The following is a 17,508-nucleotide window of genomic DNA, read 5'->3' as shown; positions in this document are numbered from 1 at the left end:
CCTCAGGTCGTGGAAAGGTCGACTGCCCCGCCGTAGCGTCGATCACGCTCGGCGTAGGTCTGGATGGCCGCCCACAGGTGGCGCCGGTCGTAGTCGGGCCACAGCGTGTCCTGGAAGACCATCTCGGCGTAGGCGCTCTGCCACAGCAGGAAGTTGCTGGTCCGCTGCTCCCCCGAGCTGCGCACGAACAGGTCGACGTCCGGCATGTCGGCCTCGGGCAGGTGCCGCGCGATCGTCTTCTCGTCGATCGATCCCGGCTTGAGCTTGCCGCGCTGCACCTGCTCGGCGATCCGCTGCACCGCGTCGGCGATCTCCGCACGCCCGCCGTAGTTGACGCAGAAGTACAGGGTCAGCCCGGTGTTGTGCCTGGTCAGCTCCTGGGCGATCTCGAGCTCCTTGATGACCGAGCCCCACAGGCGCGGCCGCCGACCGACCCACCGCATGCGGACGCCCCACTCGTGCAGCTGGTCGCGACGGCGCCGGATCACGTCGCGGTTGAAGCCCATGAGGAAACGCACCTCGTCGGGGCTGCGCTTCCAGTTCTCGGTGGAGAAGGCGTACGCCGACAGGTGGGTCACACCGGCCTCGATCGCACCGGCCGTCACGTCGAGCAGGGCCGCCTCTCCGGCTTCGTGGCCCTTGGTGCGGGGCAGGCCTCGCTGGTTGGCCCAGCGTCCGTTGCCGTCCATGACGATCGCGACGTGGCGTGGCACGAGCTCGGCGGGCAGCGACGGTGGCTGGGCGCCGCTCGGGTGGGCGAACGGCCGGGGGTATGCCGTGCTCACGCCTTGGCCACCTGGGCGGCGGCGTGTGCCGCCTCGACCTTCTCCACCACGCTGAGCGGTGCGGGCGACCACGTCACGCGGGAGTCGAGCCGGGGCTGGTCGGGGTCACGTCGGTCCACGAGGCGCAACGATCGCACACCCCGCTCGAGGTGCCACTGGAGGAAGGCGCTGGCCAGGGTGCTGCCCTCCCGGCGGTGTCGCCCCTGCGACGCGTCGGCGATGACCCAGTCCCCGGCCAGCAGGGCGGCCAAGAGTGCGAGCGTCTCGGGCGCGGGCGCAGCAGACCCGACCGGACGGCATACGGGGCAGACAGTGCCACCCGAGGCGAGGTTGAACGCGCGGTGCGGCCCCTCGGCGCCGCAGCGTGCACAGTCGTGGAAGCTCGGCGCCCAGCCGGCCACGGCGAGCGCGCGAAGCAGGTAGGCGTCGAGGACCAGGCCGGGGTCGTGCAGTCCCTCGGCCATCGAGCGCAGCGCGCCCTGGAGCAGGAGGTACTGCTGGAGGTTGGGTTCGCGCTCCTCGGTGAGCCGGTCGGCGGTCTCGAGCATCGCGGCCGCGGCGGTGTAGGTCGTGTAGTCCCGCGCCAGCACGTCACCCCAGGAGGCCAGCGTCTCGGCCTGGGTCACGGTGTCGAGGTTGCGGCCCTCGTAGCACTGGACGTCCACCATCATCGCCGGTTCGAGCCGCGCCCCGAAGCGGCTCTTGGTGCGACGGACGCCCTTGCCGACGACGCGGACCTTGCCCAGGGTGCGCGTGAGCAGGGTGACGATGCGGTCGGCCTCACCCAGCTTCTGGGTGCGCAGGACGATCCCTTCGTCGCGGTAGAGCGGCATGCCTCCATTGTCGCAAGTCCCGGGCCCGAAGCTCGTCTGCCGTGCCGCGCGGCTCAGAGACCGAAGCCGTAAACCGCCACGACGACGATCAGGACCAGCAGCACCACTGCGACCAGCCCCACCCACAAACCACACGCCAGTCCGCTGGCCAGCTTGTCGTCGCCAGTGTCCCTCTCCGCCATGGGACGACGGTAGCGCCACCCGGCAGCACCACTTGGAGAACCGCTTGGAGTTACCGAGCCCGACAGACGCGCAAAGGCTAGAACACCTGTTCGAAGATGGGTTATCGTGGGGGCATGTCCATGGCCTTCCAGGGCTCGCTCCTCGACACCGCTGACGAGATCGAGCTGCACCCGTTGTCGGGGGGCCTGACGCGCACGGAGCTGTCGCGCGGCGCGTGGGTCGACTACCGACCGGGCTGGCTCGCCGGCGCCGACACGCTGTTCGAGTCCCTGCACCGCGAGGTGCCGTGGCACGCGGAGCGCCGCGAGATGTACGAGCGGATGGTGGATGTTCCCCGACTGCTGAAGTTCTACGACGAGGACGAGGCTCTCCCCCACCCGGTCCTCACGCAGGCCCGCGACGCCCTGTCCCGGTGGTATGCCGCGGAGCTCGGCGAGCCCTTCGTGACCGCCGGGATGTGTCTCTACCGCGACGGCCGCGACTCCGTCGCGTGGCACGGCGACCGGATAGGCCGCGCCAAGGACCTGGACACCATGGTCGCGATCCTGTCGATCGGCTCGGCCCGCACCCTGGCCCTGCGGCCACGGGGTGGCGGGGAGTCGAGGGGCTTCTCCCTCGGCCACGGCGACCTGGTGGTCATGGGTGGCTCGTGCCAGCGCACGTGGGACCACGCGATCCCCAAGACCACCAAGGCGGTCGGTCCGCGCATCTCGATCCAGTTCCGCCCCCGCGGCGTCCGCTGACCCGCCGATCCCGCGGCACGCGACGACCGAGCCGGTCCGCCGGCGCCAAGCGGCCGCCCCTCGGCGTTTGTGCAGGTCAGGGCAGATTGGGGGTTGCCAAACTTGGTGGGGATGGGTCATCCTTCCGGGCACGAGTCAGTGTCGACTTGTCCGCTATGGGGGGATTCCACATGCGCCTGCACCTCACCCGTCGCCCGCTCTGCGTCCTCGCCGCCCTGGTGGCCGCCCTGGTCGCTTTCGTCGGCGGCGCCGTGCCGGCCGGTGCGGCCAAACCCGTACGCGCCAGCGTCTCGATCACGAGTCCGGCGGACGGGACGTCGGGCACGGCGGTCCTCGTGCCGGTCTCGGGCAAGGCGAGCTCGCCGAACGGCACCGTGACCATGGTCGTCGACGGCGTCGAGACCGGTCAGACGCCCACCGTCGACAGCCGCGGCGCCTGGTCGACCACCGTGGGTTCCCTCCAGGTCGGCGACCACAGCATCTGCGCGCTGGTCCGGGTCGACGACGTGACGCTCGCCACCGCGTGCGTGAACCGCACCGTCCGACCTGACCCGAACGCGTTCGCCGTCGCCTGGCCCGAGCAGGGCGCGTCGGTGGCGACCCGCTTCTCCGTGAGCGGTCCATGCCAGAACGGCACCCAGGTCGCCCTCGCACTGGACGGCGGCTCCACGGCCACGGTCGACTGCAGCAACGACTTCTTCTACCAGGAGTACTACGGGGTGGCCGCCGGGTCGCACTCGCTGAGGGTGGAGGCTCGGTATGCGGGGACGAGCTTCGCCTCGGCCGACCGTTCGTTCACCGTCGTGGCGCCCCCACCGGTCGTCGTGGAGGTCACCTCCCCCGCCGACGGGTCGACCGTCGACACCGAGGCGGTCTACATCCGGGGCACGAGCAACCGTCCGGGCCAGACCGTCATCGTGTCCATCAACGGCCACGACGTCCGTGAGGCGTTCTCCGACGGCGACGGCAACTGGAACGCCTACGCCTACCTGACCTACGGGGACAACACGATCTGCGCTCGCCTCACCGACGGCGAGGGATTCACCGGTGAGGGTTGCGCCGCCGTCCGCTTCGCGATCGACCCGTCCCGCCTCACCATCGACACCCCGCAGGAGGGCAGCCTCCACAACGCGTTCGTCGACTTCTCCGGCCAGTGTGCCGAGGGCACGACCGTGCGCATCAGCGTCGACTCCGACCCGTGGGTCGCCGAGCAGAACTGCTACTACGGCAGTTACAGCGGCGGCCTGGCCTACGTCGCCGACGGCGAGCGCACCCTGACCGTGAGCATGGTCGCCTCGCAGCAGGTCGTCGCGACGAAGACCCGCACCTTCACGGTCGACACGCTCGCCCCGGCACCGCCCACCATCGTCTCGCCCACACCGGGCTCGACGATCAAGACCCGCACGGTCACCCTCTCCGGCACGACCGCCGAAGGCGGGCTCACCATCGGCGTCCTGCACTCCGACGGGGCGCCCTACACGACCACCACGTCGAGCTCCTCCGGCACGTGGTCGGTCGTCCTGGGAGAGGACTACTTCGCCCGAGCCGGTGTCCTCACCGGCAAGGCCGGCTCCGTCACCGTCCGGGCGACGGCCACCGACCCCGTGGGTAACGAGTCGGCGCCGACGAGCGCCACCTACACAACCCGCATCCGCTGACGGAGACGGCGACGGAGACGGCGACGGAGACGGCGACGGCATGCCGCGTGGCCCAGCCACGCGGCATACCTCAGGTCACTCGCCCGGGGCCATCCGCTCCGCACGGTTGACGGCGGACAGCACCGCGGTGAGTGACGCCTTGACGATCGAGGAGTGCAGGCCGACACCCCAGAGCACGCGGTCGCCGACAGCGCACTCGACGTAGGCGGCAGCCTTCGCGTCGCCACCTGCGGACAGCGCGTGCTCGGCGTAGTCGAGGACGCGGACGTCGACCCCGAGGGTCGACAACGCGTCGATGAACGCGGCGATCGGTCCGTTGCCGGTGCCCTCGATGGTGACCTCCACGCCGCGGTCGAGCATGGTCGCGCTGATCCGGTCGACGCCGCCCTGCTCGCTGATGAGCGAGTGGCTGACCGGCGTAAAGCGGCCCCACGTGTTGACGGCACCGTCGACCGCGGGCAGGTACTCGTCCTGGAAGATCTCCCACAGCTGGGCCGCGCTGACCTCGCCACCCTCGCTGTCGGTCTTGGCCTGGACGACCCCGCTGAACTCGATCTGGAGACGACGCGGCAGGTCGAGCTGGTGCTCGGTCTTGAGCAGGTAGGCAACCCCGCCCTTGCCCGACTGGCTGTTGACGCGGACCACGGCCTCGTAGGAACGGCCCACGTCGTGCGGGTCGATCGGCAGGTAGGGCACGCCCCACACGAGCTCGTTGATGGACTTGCCGGACGCCTTGACCTGGCGGTCCATGTCCTCGAAGCCCTTCTTGATCGCATCCTGGTGAGACCCGGAGAATGCGGTGAAGACGAGGTCCCCGCCCCAGGGATGGCGCTCGCCGACGGGCAGCTGGTTGCAGTGCTCGACGGTGCGACGGATGTCGTCGAGGTTGGAGAAGTCGATCTGCGGGTCGATGCCCTGGCTGAAGAGGTTCATGCCGAGGGTGACGAGGTCGACGTTGCCGGTGCGCTCCCCGTTGCCGAACAGGCAGCCCTCGATGCGGTCGGCGCCGGCGAGGTAGGCCAGCTCGGCCGCGGCCACGCCGGTCCCCCGGTCGTTGTGGGGGTGCAGGCTCACGACGATCGACTCGCGCCGCTCGAGGTGGCGGATCATCCACTCGATCGAGTCGGCGTAGACGTTGGGCGTGGCCATCTCGACCGTGGCCGGGAGGTTGATGATCATCTTGTGGTCCGGGGTGGGGTCGATGACGTCGGCCACCTCGTTGCAGATGCGCACCGCGAACTCGAGCTCGGTGCCGGTGTAGGACTCCGGGCTGTACTCGTAGTAGACGATCGTGTCGGGGATGGTCTCCTCGAGCTTGCGGCACAGTCGCGCTGCCTGGAGGGCGATGTCGACGATGCCGTCCTGGTCGAGCCCGAAGACCACGCGACGCTGCAGGATCGACGTCGAGTTGTAGAAGTGCACGATCGCCTGCTTGGCCCCGCGGATGGAGTCGAAGGTCCGCTCGACCAGGTGGTCGCGGCACTGGGTCAGAACCTGGATCGTCACGTCGTCGGGGATCATGTCGTCCTCGATGAGCATCCGCACGAAGTCGAAGTCGGTCTGGCTCGCCGAGGGGAAGCCGACCTCGATCTCCTTGTAGCCCATTCGCACGAGGAGCTCGAACATCCGCTTCTTGCGGTCCGGGCTCATCGGGTCGATGAGCGCCTGGTTGCCGTCGCGCAGGTCGACCGCGCACCAGCGCGGGGCACGCTCGATGACGCGCGTCGGCCACGTGCGGTCCGGCAGCTCGAAGGGGATCTGGTCCTTGAACGGCACGTACTTCGCGACCGGCATACCCGACGGCTGCTGGGGGTGGATCATGTTCTCTCGCCTCACGATTCGCTGCAGGTGGCTGTACTCAGGGTCTCAGCCGGCAACGCGAACTCCGCGACGAGGGGCGGCTGATCGGTCAGGCCCCGCCGCGGCGGCGAAGGAGGAGGCGCAAGGAACGCACGGGACGAGGGTATGCCGCGTGCCCGGCCCACGTCCAACGTCCGAACCACGTCGCCCACCATCCGGACGTTGGCCCGGTAGGTTGCCGCCATGATGATCCGACCGGACACCCTCGCGGCCATCAAGGCGGGCGACGTCGATCTGGCGTTCCGGCGCTGGGACCGTCCGCGGGTCGTCGTGGGCACCCGGCTGCGCACCCGCGTGGGCCTGCTGGAGGTGACCTCCGTCGACAAGGTGGCCCCCTCGCGCATCACTGCAGAGGAGGCCCGGCGGGCCGGCGCGAAGTCCCTCCTCGAGCTGCGCCGGATGCTGGAGGCCAAGGCCGACCGCCCGGTGTGGCGGGTCGGGCTGCGCCACGCGGGAGCCGACCCGAGGGAGCAGCTGCGCGCCACCCTGCCTGAGGCCGACGAGGTGGCCACGATCCGCGAGCGACTCGACCGGCTCGACCGCGCCTCGGGGATCGGCCCCTGGACGAGGGCGACGCTGGCGATCATCGACCGCTTCCCCACGGTCCGCGCGCCGGAGCTTGCCGCCGAGCTGGGCCGGGACACCCCCAGCTTCAAGCGTGACGTCCGCAAGCTCAAGGAGCTCGGCCTCACGGAGTCGCTCGACATCGGCTACCGGCTCTCACCCCGCGGCGCGGCCGTGGTCGACGCCGAGTCGGGTGCTCCTCGGTTGGACCGGGCCACAGCCCCCGACGGCACTCCCCTGCCTCGCATCGGCGCCCCGGCGACGCGGGCTCTGCGGGCCGAGGGGATCTGGACCCTGGAGCAGGTCAGGGACCGCAGCGAGGAAGGGCTGGCGGCGCTCCACGGCGTGGGGCCGATCGCCCTGCGCTTCCTGCGAGAGGCGCTGGCCGAACGCGGCTGGACCTTCGCCGGTCAGTCGAAGATCCCTGAGTAGGCGTTGAGGGCGGGCTGCCCGCCGAGATGTGCGTAGAGCACCGTCGAGTCCTCGGGGATCTCGCGGGACGTCACGAGGTCGACGAGGCCGGCCATCGACTTTCCCTCGTAGACGGGGTCGATGATCATGCCTTCCAGCCGGCCACTCAGCCTGATGGCGTCGACCGTTGACTCCACCGGGATGCCGTAGAGGTCGCCGGCCCAGCCTTCGAGCACCGTCACCTCGTCGTCACGGAGCGGCCGGCCGACCCCGATGAGGTCTGCGGTGTGCTGCGCTATGCGCTGCACTTGGTCGCGCGTCTTGTCGATCGTCGCCGAGGCATCGATCCCCAGCACCCGGCGAGGCCGACCGCCCCCATCCTCGAGCGCCGCGAACCCGGCGATCATGCCGGCGTGGGTCGACCCGGTCACCGTGCAGACGACGATCGTGTCGAAGAAGACCCCGAGCTCCTTCTCCTGCTCGACCACCTCGTAGGCCCAGTTGGCGAAGCCGAGCCCGCCGAGCCGGTGCTCCGACGCGCCGGCCGGGATGCCGTAGGGCTTGCCGCCCGCCTCCTCGACCTCGCGGAGGGCCTCCTCCCAGGACGAGCGGATGCCGATGTCGAAGCCGTGCGGGTCCAGGCGGGCGTCGGCGCCCATGATCCGTGACAGCAGGATGTTGCCCACCTTGTCGTTGACCGGGTCGTCCCAGTCCACCCACTTCTCCTGCACGAGGCGGCACCTGAGACCGAGGTGCGCCGCGACCGCCGCCACCTGACGCGTGTGGTTCGACTGGTACCCACCGATGGACACGAGCGTGTCTGCACTCTGGGCGAGCGCGTCCGGCACGATGTACTCGAGCTTGCGGGTCTTGTTGCCACCAAAGGCCAGTCCGCTGTTGCAGTCCTCGCGCTTGGCCCACACCTGGGCGCCACCGAGGTGCTCGGTGAGGCGCGCGAGGCGGTGCACCGGGCTCGGGCCGAAGGTGAGCGGGTAGCGCTCGAAGTCGTGGATCGACATGGCGTCTCCTGGGCTGAGAGGGCTGGCTGGGCTGAAGCGGTCAGGTGTCGAGCAGGGGTGCGAGGGTCTGCCACGTCTCGTGGGAGACCTCGGCGGCGGCCTCGCGGTCCCCCGCCTCGCACAGGTCGATGAGCCGGGCGTGCAGGGCGACCGACCCGCGGCCTGAGAGCGAACTGAAGCGCAGTCGCTCGACCCGCCGAAGGACAGGGGTGAACTGGTCGAGGACGGCCGCCAGCGCCGCATTGCCCGCTGCCGAGACCGGTATGCCGTGGAGCTCGTCATCGGCGGCGAGCGCCGCCTCGGCGTCACCAGCCTCCAGAGCCGCACGGAAGCGCGCGTTGGCGTCGCGCATGCGGTCGAGGTCGTCGGCGGTCAGCTGTCCGACGGCGTCGTGGACGGCCAACCGATGCATCTGGGCAACGACTGCCTGGGCGTCACGGGCCGCGCGGTGGTCGAGCGAAGCCACCGTGGTCGAGCGGCCGGGGAGGGAGGCGACGAGCCCGGCCTGCTGGAGGCGGAGCAGGGCCTCCCGCACCGGTGTCCGGCTCACGCCGAGCCAGACCGCCAGCTCCTGGTCGCGGAGCTGCTCGCCGGGGGCGAGGGTGCCGTCGACGATCGCGTCCCTCACCCGCCGGTAGACGTCGTCGCGGAGCAGGGCACGGGACACGGGGGTCTGGGAGGACGGTATCGGCACCCGATATATTGCATATCAAGAGGTGGTTCGCGTCAAGCCCCACTCACCTCGTGGACCGCGTCCAGCTCTTCGATGGAGGCGGTCGAGAAGACCGGAGACCACAGCAGGAACAGCACCGACAGGGAGCCACCGACCGCTGCGACCACCATGGTGGGCGCCAGCCCGATCCACTCCCCGACCAGCCCGCCGAGGACTGCGCCGAGCGGGCGGATGCCGTAGTTCACCGTGGAGAACGCACCGCTGACGCGACTGCGGACGCCGTCCGGGGTCACCGCCGTCATCAGGGCGTTGAGTGGGATGTCGAGGCACATCACCCCCAGAGCCGAGATGAACTCGACGAGCGCCAGGACGCCAGCCCTCGACCACGTCGGACCGTGGGCCAGAGGCAGCAGTGCGAAAGGCGCGGAGAACACGACCGCGCCGAACGCGATCGTGCGCCCGAGCCCGATCCGCCGGGCCATCGGTCCGGCGAGCACCGTGCCGAGCAGTCCTCCCGTCGCCCCGGTGCCGAGCGCGAGGCCGATCACCCCGGCCGAGAGTCCGAGCTCGCGGCTGGCGAAGAGGATCAGCAGCGCGCCGGCCATCAGGTTGAACAGGTTGATGGTCGTGGCGCACGCCAGGGACGCCCGCAGGTACGGATCTTTGAGGACCAGGCCCATGCCGTCGCGGGATCGACGCAACAGGCGGGCCTCGTTGGAGGTGTCGACCGGCAGGTCGGGCACGCGAACCCTCCCGATCAGCAACGCCGATACGGCGAAGGTGACCGCGTCGACCAGCATGGCCACCGGCGCCGTCACCGCTTGGATGAGGCCACCAGCCACCGCTGGACCCGCCACGAACGACGCCGACCGGGTGCCGCTGAGCAGGCTGTTGGCCTCGACGAACTGGTCACGCCGCACCAGTCCGACGAAGAAGCTCGGATAGGAGGTCTGGTAGAGCACCTGCCCGGCTCCTGCGAGCAGCGCCACGGCGAAGAGCTGACCCATCGTGATCACCCCGAGGAAGTGCGCGACGGGCAGGGTCAGCAGCACGACACAGCGCAGGAGGTCGGCGACGATGAGTAACCGGCGCTTGCGCGCCTGGTGGTCGACCCACGTGCCGACGAACAGCGACAGCAGGTTGGGCGTCCACACCGCCGCCGTCAGCAGGCCGACCGTGGGGGCGGTGGCGTGCAGGGCCGTGACCGCGATGAGTGGCAGCGCCAGCTCGGTGATCCGGTCGCCGAACTGCGAGATGCCCTGACCCGCCCAGTAGGTGGCGAACCGTCGGTCCCGCCACAGTGGGGCCTTGACCGCTGGGCCTGCCGTCGTCTCCTTCACGAGGTCCGCTCCGCTTCGGTGCGGCCAGCTTCGGGAAGGTCCGCTTCGGGAAGCAGGTAGCGCAGCATCCGCACGTTGCGCCCGTCCGGCACCGGCTCCCGGTCGGCCTTGCGGCGCCTGTCGTCCTCGAGCAGGGGCTCGACGTCCCTGGCCCACCGGCCGGGGAGGTCCTCGGCCTGCTCGAACATGACTCGGGAGAGCAGGGTCGCCGCGTCGCGCCCGGCGTCGTCGGTGGTGGGAGTGAAGCGGAAGCCTCGACCCACGGCCTCCCACCACCGCTGGCGGCCGTCGGACTCGACTGCCGCATCCTTCACCAAGCCGTGTTCGGCGAGGTGGCGAAGGTGCCAGCTCGTCACCGACGGGGTCGCGCCGACCTGAGGGGCAAGCGCGGTGGCCGTGCTCGGGCCGTCCACCTGGAGGCGGCTGAGGATCGCCAGCCGAACAGGGTGGGCGAGCGCGCGCATTCCCCGAGGGGTCAGCTCGACGTCGCCGTACGGGTTGGTGGACACCGTGGCCCCCTGACCAGAGATTGTGAGAGAGTTGTTTCGAGAGAACTCTCTCACAATCTCCTGGCACTGTCGTCCCGAAATACAGGTGCACCGGGTCCCCTCAGCCCGGCACGATTCCGCCATGGAGCTTCCCGTCGGGCTGGTGGCCCGCCCCCTCTCCCCTGCGGACGCGCACGCCGTCTTCGAGATCGTCACCGCCGCGGAGACCCATGACGTCGGTGAGGCCGCCATCGAGGTGGAGGACATCGAGGGCGACTGGGCCCGCGGCAGCTTCGACCTCGCCACGGAAGCCATCGGCATCTGGGACGGTGACCGGCTCGTGGCCTCGGGCGAGGTGTTCAAGGGGCGTCGGGCCGACGCCTCGGTGCACCCCGAGTTCCGGGGTCGCGGCATCGGCACCTGGCTCGCCGACTGGCTCGAGGACTGTGCCCGAGCCCGTGGCTCGAAGCTCGTCGGGCAGACGGTGCCCGGCGACACCAACCCTGAGGCGTTCCTCAAGGCCCGCGACTACCGGCTGGGGTGGACCTCGTGGGTGCTCCAGGTGCCTGCGGAGCGGACCATCGAGCCACAGCCACTGCCCGAGGGCTACGCCCTTCGGGAGTTCGCGGGGCCGGCCGACGGCCGCGTCGCCTTCCAGCTCATCGAGGACGCCTTCAACGAGTGGCCCGACCGCGACCCGTCGACGTTCGAGGACTGGGCGCCCCGTGGCCCGCTCCGCCCCGGGTTCGAGCCGTGGCAGATCCGGTTCGTCGTCGACCCGCAGGGCAGCGAGGTCGGGGTGTGCTACACGATTCTCGCGGGCAGCACTGGCTACGTCGACGCGATCGCGGTGCGGCGCGACCAGCGCGGCCTGGGTCTGGCGAGGGCGCTGCTCGTGGATGCTTTCGGACGCGCGAGGGACCACGGCGCCACGGTGAGCGAGCTGTCCACCGATTCGCGTACCGGCGCCCTCGGCCTGTACGAGCACGTGGGCATGCAAGTCACCCAGACCTGGCGCCACTGGATGACTGACCTCTGAGTGCCGTGCTTGCTGACCTGTGGCCCACGTTCGGCCTGACCCTGACCACTCCCCGGCTCACCCTGCACCTCCCGTCCGAGGACGAGCTCACCGCCTTGGCTGAGCTCGCTGGCGAGGGAGTGCACCGTCCGGACGAACGCCCCTTCCTCACGCCCTGGACCGAAGGCACCACTGAAGAACGAGCGAAAGCCGTTCTGAGCGGGCACTGGTACAGGTTGTCCTGCTGGGAGCAGGACAGCTGGAGCCTTGGCATGGCGATCATCGACCGAGCCGGGACAACCATGGGCATCGCGACGTTGAGGGCGCGCGACTTCCGCGTCAACCGCGAGGTCACCACGTCGTCCTGGCTCGGCCTGCGATTTCACGGGCAGGGTTTCGGCACGGAGGCTCGCACAGCCCTCTTGACCCTGGCTTTCGACCACCTGGGGGCCACCGACGCGACAACGGAGGTCTTCCAGGACAACCACGCCTCCCAAGGGGTGTCTCGCAAGCTCGGCTACCAACCCGATGGCATCTCGCGCGACCGCCGCGGCGACGAGGTGGTGGTGTCCGATCGGCTCCGGCTGACCAGCGACCGCTGGGCCGCGGTCACCAACCGAGTCCCCGTGCACGTCACCGGCCTGGACGCAGCGCGGTCGATGTTCGCGTGAGCCCGACACCCGTGTGCGGACCGGAGTGAAGCCGAGGGTTCACGTCACAGCGTGCGGTCAGGCGGACTGGCTCGGGCCTGCCTCAGCACTCGCGCGGAGGGCTACCCGCGGGTAGCGTGAGAGGCCCCCAGGAGGCGAGCCATGAGCAGTGACGTCGAGCAGGAGCGGCCGACCACGAGCGGCGCCGGCAGCAGCCAGCAACCAGTGGTGCAGGCCACCGAGCGGGAGTCGCGAGCGGTCGCCGAGGCGGCCCGGGAGTCGGACTGGGACCGCCCCAGCTTCGCCAAGGGCCTCTACCTCGGCCACTTCGACCTCGACCTCGTCCATCCGCACCCGCGTGCCACCCCCGAGGACGAGGAACGCGGCGAGGAGTTCCTGATCAGGCTGCGGGAGGTCTGCGCCGACATCGACGGGGCCCGGATCGAGCGCGAGGCGAAGATCCCCGACGACGACCTCGCCCGGCTCGCCGCCATCGGTGCCTTCGGCATGAAGATCCCCCGCGAGTACGGCGGGCTCGGCCTGACCATGTCGTCCTACGGCAAGGCCTTGATGCTGGTCGGCTCGGCGCACCCGAGCCTTGGCGCCCTCCTGTCCGCCCACCAGTCCATCGGCGTCCCCGAGCCGGTCAAGCTGGTCGGCACGCCCGAGCAGAAGCAGGCGTTCCTGCCCCGGTGCGCCGCAGGCGCCATCTCCGCGTTCCTGCTCACCGAGCCGGACGTCGGCTCGGACCCGGCCCGGATGGGCAGCACCGCCACCCCGACCGAGGACGGCACGGCATACCTGCTCGACGGGGTGAAGCTGTGGACCACCAACGGCGTCGTCGCTGAGCTGCTCGTCGTCATGGCCCGGGTGCCGGCCCACGAGGGTCACGGTGACGACCAACAGAAGGGCGGCATCACCGCCTTCGTGGTCGAGGGCAGCGCCGAAGGGATCACCGTCGAGCGACGCAACTCCTTCATGGGGCTCAAGGGCATCGAGAACGGCCTCACGCGTTTCCACCAGGTGCGCGTGCCGGCGGAGAACCGGCTCGGCAAGGAGGGCGAGGGGCTCAAGATCGCGCTCACCACCCTCAATGCCGGACGCCTGTCGATCCCGGCGATGTGCGCCGCCGCGGGCAAGTGGGCGCTGAAGATCGCGCGCGAGTGGTCGGCCGAGCGGGTCCAGTGGGGCCGTCCGGTCGGCGAGCACGGGGCCGTGGCGGAGAAGATCGCCTTCATCGCCGCGACCACCTACGGCCTCGAGTCGGTCCTGGAGCTGTCGGCCCAGCTCGCCGATGCCGGCAGCAAGGACATCCGGATCGAGGCGGCGCTGGCCAAGCTGTGGTCGAGCGAGATGGCTTGGCAGATCGCCGACGAGCTCGTCCAGGTGCGAGGCGGTCGCGGCTACGAGACGGCCGAGTCGCTGAGGGCCCGTGGCGAACGCGCCGTCCCGGCGGAGCAGATGATGCGCGACCTGCGGATCAACCGGATCTTCGAGGGGTCGACCGAGATCATGCACCTCATCGTCGCCCGCGAGGCCGTCGACGCCCACCTCAAGGCCGCGGGCGCCCTCGCCGACAAGGACGCCTCGCTCGAGGACAAGGCCCGTGCAGCCGCGGGCGCCAGCGGCTTCTACGCGAAGTGGCTGCCGCAGCTCGTGATCGGCAAGGGCGCAACCCCCACCTCGTATGCCGAGTTCGGACCGTTGGCGACCCACCTGCGGTTCGTCGAGCGGTCCAGTCGCAAGCTCGCCCGGCAGACCTTCTACGGCATGTCGCGGTGGCAGGCGAGGATGGAGTACCGGCAGGTGTTCCTGGGCCGGGTCGTCGACATCGGCGCCGAGCTGTTCGCCATCGCCGCGGCCTGCAGCCGGGCAGAGATGTTGCGCGTGGACGACGAGGCCCGAGGACGCTCGGCCTACCAGCTGGCCGACGTGTTCTGCCAGCAGAGCCGACACCGGGTGGAGGCTCTGTTCACGGACCTGTGGTCCAACTCCGACGACGCCGACACGCGTCTGGCCAAGGGCGTGCTGGCGGGCGACTACACCTGGCTGGAGGAAGGTGTACTCGACCAGAGCGAGGGCACTGGGCCGTGGATCGCGCCCTGGTCACCGGGTGCCAGCGAGACCGAGTCGGTCTGGCGCGGCGTCCGCTGACAGCGTCGAAAGTGCAGGACACGCTGGGCTTACCCGCAGTCCGTCAGCGTGTCGTGCGCTCTCGACAGCGGGTCAGCGGCGCTTGAGCAGCTCCTCGGCGATCTGGACGGCGTTCAGGGCCGCACCCTTGCGCAGGTTGTCGCCGACGACGAACAGCACCAGTCCCTTGCCGGCGGGGGCGGCCTGGTCGACGCGCACGCGCCCGACGTAGACCTCGTCACGCCCGGCGGCCTCGAGCGGGTTGGGCACGTCCGTCACGACGACACCCGGCGCCTTGGCCAGCAGCTCGAGAGCGCGCTCCGGCGTGATGTCGTCGGCGAACTCGGCGTGGATGGCCAGCGAGTGACCCGTGAAGACCGGCACGCGCACGCAGGTGCCGGAGACAAGGAGGTCGGGGATGTGCAGGATCTTGCGGGACTCGTTGCGGAGCTTCTGCTCCTCGTCGGTCTCCAGCGAGCCGTCGTCCACGATCGACCCGGCGAGCGGGATGACGTTGAAGCCCACCGGCACGGCGTAGACGTTCGGTGCCGGCACCTCCACCGCGCGCCCGTCGAGGGCGAGGTCGGCAGGTGCGCCCGCGGCATACCCACCGCGCAGCTGGCCGTCGAGCTCCTGGACGCCCTTGCCACCGGATCCGGACACGGCCTGGTAGGACGCCACGGTGAGGCGAACCAGACCTGCCTCGTCGTGCAGCGGCTTGAGCACCGGCATCGCGGCCATCGTCGTGCAGTTGGGGTTGGCGACGATGCCCTTGGGGATGGTGTCGAGGTCGTCGGCGTTGACCTCGCTCACGACCAGCGGGACCTCCGGGTCCTTGCGCCAGGCCGACGAGTTGTCGACCACGATCGCCCCCGCTGCGGCGACCTTGGGGGCGAGCTCCTTGGAGGCCGCTCCCCCGTTGGAGAAGAGCGCGATGTCGATCCCGGAGAAGTCGGCCGTGGCCGAGTCCTCGACGGTGACCTCGCCGCCGGCCCACGGCAGCGTGGTGCCGGCAGACCGCGCCGACGCGAAGTAGCGGATCTCGTCGACCGGGAAGCCCCGCTCGGCGAGGAGTGCGCGCATGACCGAGCCGACCTGCCCGGTGGCCCCGAAGACACCAATTCTCATGGGACCAAGGATAGGTCGGCTCGGTCGTGCAGCGGTTCAGCGGCTCACGATGTGGCAGAACCTGTGTGCTCGTTGTCGGAAGTCGACCCCACGGTCACGAGATCGCCGACACCTTCGCCCGGAGCGGACTCCTCGAACGTCAGGGTGAAGTCGTCACCGTGCTCGGTCACGCCCGCCACGACAGCCTGCTCGATCGCAGCCACGGCATACGCGCGGCGGACGATGAGCGGGTCGCTGCTGAGGTCCTTGACCAGCGCGATGGCCAGCCCGATCATCACGACGAGGAACGGCAGCGCCGCCACGATGGTGATGTTCTGCAGCCCTGACAACGCGTCCTCACCGCCGACCAGCAGCATGACCGCGGCGACCGCACCAGTGGCGGCGCCCCAGAAGATGACCGTCTTGCGGCTGGGTGCGAGGGTGCCTCGCTCGGACAGCGTGCCCATGACGATGGACGCGGCATCCGCACCGGAGACGAAGAAGATCGCGACGAGCGCCATGACGACGATCGAGGTGATCGTCGACAAGGGCATGTGCGAGAGCATCGCGAACAGCGTCCCCTCGGAGGACCCTGCACCCGCCAGGTCGGTGCCACCACGCTGCATGTCGATGCCGGCGCCACCGAAGATGGCGAACCACACCAGGGACACCAGGCTCGGGACCAGCAGGACGCCGGTCACGAACTGGCGGATGGTGCGACCCCGCGAGATGCGCGCGATGAACATGCCCACGAACGGGGTCCAGCTGACCCACCAGGCCCAGTAGAAGATCGTCCAGCCCGACAGCCACTCCTTCATGGCGGAACCGCCGGCGGCGTCGGTGCGCGCCGACATCATCGCGAGGTCCTGGAAGTAGGAGCCCACGGCCGTGGGCACGAGGTCCAGGATGAAGACGGTCGGGCCGACGACGAAGACGAAGACCGCGAGCCCGAGGGCCAGCACCATGTTGATGTTGGACAGCCACTGGATGCCCTTCGCGACGCCGGAGACGGCCGACAGGATGAAGCAGACGGTGAGGACCGCGATGATGGCGACGAGGAGCATGTTGCCCGCCTTGCCGATGCCCGCGACGATCTGGAAGCCCGAACCGATCTGGAGCGCGCCGAGGCCGAGCGAGGCGGCCGAGCCGAACAGCGTCGCGAAGATCGCGAGCATGTCGATGACGCGACCGGCAGGACCGTTGGTGTGCTTCTCCCCCAGCAGCGGTGCGAATGCCGAGCTGATGAGCAGCGAGCGCCCCTTGCGGAACACGCCGTAGGCGATGGCCAGTCCGACGACCGCGTAGATGGCCCACGGGTGCAGGGTCCAGTGGAACAGCGTGGTGGCCATGGCGTTCTGCACGGCCTCGGGGTTGCCGGCCGCCCCGGTGCCGGGCGGCGGCGTCACGAAGTGCGAGAGCGGCTCGGACACGCCGTAGAACATCAGGCCGATCCCCATGCCCGCGGAGAACATCATCGCGATCCAGGAGACCGTCTTGAACTCGGGCTCCTCGTCGTCACGGCCGAGGGTGATGCGCCCGTACTTGCTGGCCGCGATCCAGATGACGAAGAGCACGAAGCCCGACGCCACCAGCGAGAAGAGCCAGCCCATGTTGTGCACGACCCAGCCGAGACCAGCGCCTGAGGCCGAGCTGAGGGTGTCGGTGCTGAGGAAGCCCCACAGGACGAAGGCGACCGCGATGGCGGCGGTGACACCGAAGACGATGGTGTCGACCTTCTGTGGTTCGTCGGCCTGGTGCTCCACCACGACGGGGTCGAGGGCGGGGTGCTGGTTGTCCGGCAGGTGCTCGAGGGCGTCGTGCTCGCCGGCAGCTTCTGCCGGGGCAACGGGGCCCGTCTTGGTCAGTGTCGTGTCCACGTGGCGTAGGCGCCCTCGTTGGGGAGGGCGCCGCTCCTTCGGTTCTCGTCGGTGACGTATCAGTTGCGGTTCAAAACCATTGCGGCCGACCGCCAACCCTGTCGAGAACGACCAACGATCTCAAGTCGCCGACACCACACGGGGCAAGTGCCTGAGCCAGATCCGT

The 17,508-nt window shown here is 70.0% G+C and carries 16 protein-coding genes; 6 read left to right on the top strand and 10 right to left on the bottom strand.

Annotated elements, in window-relative coordinates:
- Window positions 1–2 precede the first annotated feature (2 nt).
- Genes AC1DS4_RS00865 through AC1DS4_RS00855 form a run of 3 tightly spaced genes read right to left on the bottom strand, consistent with a single transcriptional unit; the run spans window position 3 to window position 1,800 of the window.
- Window positions 3–785, bottom strand: coding sequence for an isoprenyl transferase (locus AC1DS4_RS00865; RefSeq protein ID WP_477612567.1), 783 nt, complete (start codon window positions 783–785; stop codon window positions 3–5).
- Window positions 782–1,618, bottom strand: a complete 837-nt coding sequence (gene recO, locus AC1DS4_RS00860) for a DNA repair protein RecO (RefSeq protein ID WP_477612566.1) — start codon at window positions 1,616–1,618, stop codon at window positions 782–784. The genes AC1DS4_RS00865 and recO overlap by 4 nt, the downstream gene beginning before the upstream one ends.
- Before the next feature lie 53 nt (window positions 1,619–1,671).
- Window positions 1,672–1,800 (bottom strand): hypothetical protein, encoded by a 129-nt coding sequence (locus AC1DS4_RS00855; RefSeq protein WP_477612565.1) that lies wholly within the window; start codon window positions 1,798–1,800, stop codon window positions 1,672–1,674.
- A gap of 114 nt (window positions 1,801–1,914) precedes the next feature.
- Here AC1DS4_RS00855 and AC1DS4_RS00850 point away from each other — a divergent pair, with 114 nt between their 5' ends.
- Both AC1DS4_RS00850 and AC1DS4_RS00845 read left to right on the top strand, forming a co-directional pair.
- Window positions 1,915–2,544, top strand: a complete 630-nt coding sequence (locus tag AC1DS4_RS00850; protein WP_477631969.1) for an alpha-ketoglutarate-dependent dioxygenase AlkB — start codon at window positions 1,915–1,917, stop codon at window positions 2,542–2,544.
- 170 nt (window positions 2,545–2,714) lie between these two features.
- Window positions 2,715–4,202 (top strand): hypothetical protein, encoded by a 1,488-nt coding sequence (locus AC1DS4_RS00845; RefSeq protein WP_477612564.1) that lies wholly within the window; start codon window positions 2,715–2,717, stop codon window positions 4,200–4,202.
- A 75-nt stretch (window positions 4,203–4,277) separates the two neighbouring features.
- Here AC1DS4_RS00845 and leuA read toward each other — a convergent pair whose 3' ends face one another.
- On the bottom strand, window positions 4,278–6,023 hold the full coding sequence (leuA, locus tag AC1DS4_RS00840) for a 2-isopropylmalate synthase (protein WP_477612563.1): 1,746 nt from the start codon (window positions 6,021–6,023) through the stop codon (window positions 4,278–4,280).
- Window positions 6,024–6,245: 222 nt separating this feature from the next.
- On the opposite strand from leuA, the gene AC1DS4_RS00835 reads away from it, so the two are divergent.
- Window positions 6,246–7,058 (top strand): hypothetical protein, encoded by an 813-nt coding sequence (locus AC1DS4_RS00835; RefSeq protein WP_477612562.1) that lies wholly within the window; start codon window positions 6,246–6,248, stop codon window positions 7,056–7,058.
- On the opposite strand, the gene AC1DS4_RS00830 is transcribed toward AC1DS4_RS00835, so the two are convergent.
- The 4 genes from AC1DS4_RS00830 to AC1DS4_RS00815 are packed head-to-tail and all read right to left on the bottom strand — an operon-like array spanning window position 7,037 to window position 10,578.
- The gene (locus tag AC1DS4_RS00830; RefSeq protein ID WP_477631968.1) at window positions 7,037–8,056 is read right to left on the bottom strand and encodes a 1-aminocyclopropane-1-carboxylate deaminase; all 1,020 of its coding nucleotides are present in this window, start codon (window positions 8,054–8,056) and stop codon (window positions 7,037–7,039) included. The genes AC1DS4_RS00835 and AC1DS4_RS00830 overlap by 22 nt on opposite strands.
- A 40-nt stretch (window positions 8,057–8,096) precedes the next feature.
- Window positions 8,097–8,750 (bottom strand): GntR family transcriptional regulator, encoded by a 654-nt coding sequence (locus tag AC1DS4_RS00825; protein ID WP_477612560.1) that lies wholly within the window; start codon window positions 8,748–8,750, stop codon window positions 8,097–8,099.
- Between the two features lie 32 nt (window positions 8,751–8,782).
- Window positions 8,783–10,069 (bottom strand): MFS transporter, encoded by a 1,287-nt coding sequence (locus AC1DS4_RS00820; RefSeq protein WP_477612559.1) that lies wholly within the window; start codon window positions 10,067–10,069, stop codon window positions 8,783–8,785.
- Entirely contained in the window at window positions 10,066–10,578 is a 513-nt protein-coding gene (locus AC1DS4_RS00815) for an ArsR/SmtB family transcription factor (RefSeq protein WP_477645978.1), read from the bottom strand. The genes AC1DS4_RS00820 and AC1DS4_RS00815 overlap by 4 nt, the downstream gene beginning before the upstream one ends.
- A gap of 121 nt (window positions 10,579–10,699) precedes the next feature.
- On the opposite strand from AC1DS4_RS00815, the gene AC1DS4_RS00810 reads away from it, so the two are divergent.
- The 3 genes from AC1DS4_RS00810 to AC1DS4_RS00800 all read left to right on the top strand — a co-directional run bounded on the left by AC1DS4_RS00810 (window position 10,700) and on the right by AC1DS4_RS00800 (window position 14,379).
- Entirely contained in the window at window positions 10,700–11,596 is an 897-nt protein-coding gene (locus AC1DS4_RS00810) for a GNAT family N-acetyltransferase (protein ID WP_477612557.1), read from the top strand.
- A gap of 5 nt (window positions 11,597–11,601) precedes the next feature.
- Window positions 11,602–12,246, top strand: coding sequence for a GNAT family N-acetyltransferase (locus tag AC1DS4_RS00805; RefSeq protein WP_477612556.1), 645 nt, complete (start codon window positions 11,602–11,604; stop codon window positions 12,244–12,246).
- Window positions 12,247–12,387: 141 nt separating this feature from the next.
- On the top strand, window positions 12,388–14,379 hold the full coding sequence (locus AC1DS4_RS00800) for an acyl-CoA dehydrogenase family protein (protein ID WP_477631967.1): 1,992 nt from the start codon (window positions 12,388–12,390) through the stop codon (window positions 14,377–14,379).
- 72 nt (window positions 14,380–14,451) lie between these two features.
- On the opposite strand, the gene AC1DS4_RS00795 is transcribed toward AC1DS4_RS00800, so the two are convergent.
- Together AC1DS4_RS00795 and AC1DS4_RS00790 are read right to left on the bottom strand one after the other, a co-directional pair.
- Complete coding sequence (locus AC1DS4_RS00795) at window positions 14,452–15,486, bottom strand: aspartate-semialdehyde dehydrogenase (protein ID WP_477612554.1); 1,035 nt, start codon at window positions 15,484–15,486, stop codon at window positions 14,452–14,454.
- Window positions 15,487–15,530: 44 nt separating this feature from the next.
- Window positions 15,531–17,267: a BCCT family transporter gene (locus tag AC1DS4_RS00790; RefSeq protein ID WP_477624736.1), complete on the bottom strand. Its 1,737-nt coding sequence runs from the start codon at window positions 17,265–17,267 to the stop codon at window positions 15,531–15,533.
- Window positions 17,268–17,508: the final 241 nt, after the last annotated feature.

This window comes from Pedococcus sp. P3_C7, assembly GCF_056402615.1.
Note: the sequence above shows the minus strand (reverse complement) of the source record. Positions and strands in the feature narration are given on the sequence as shown.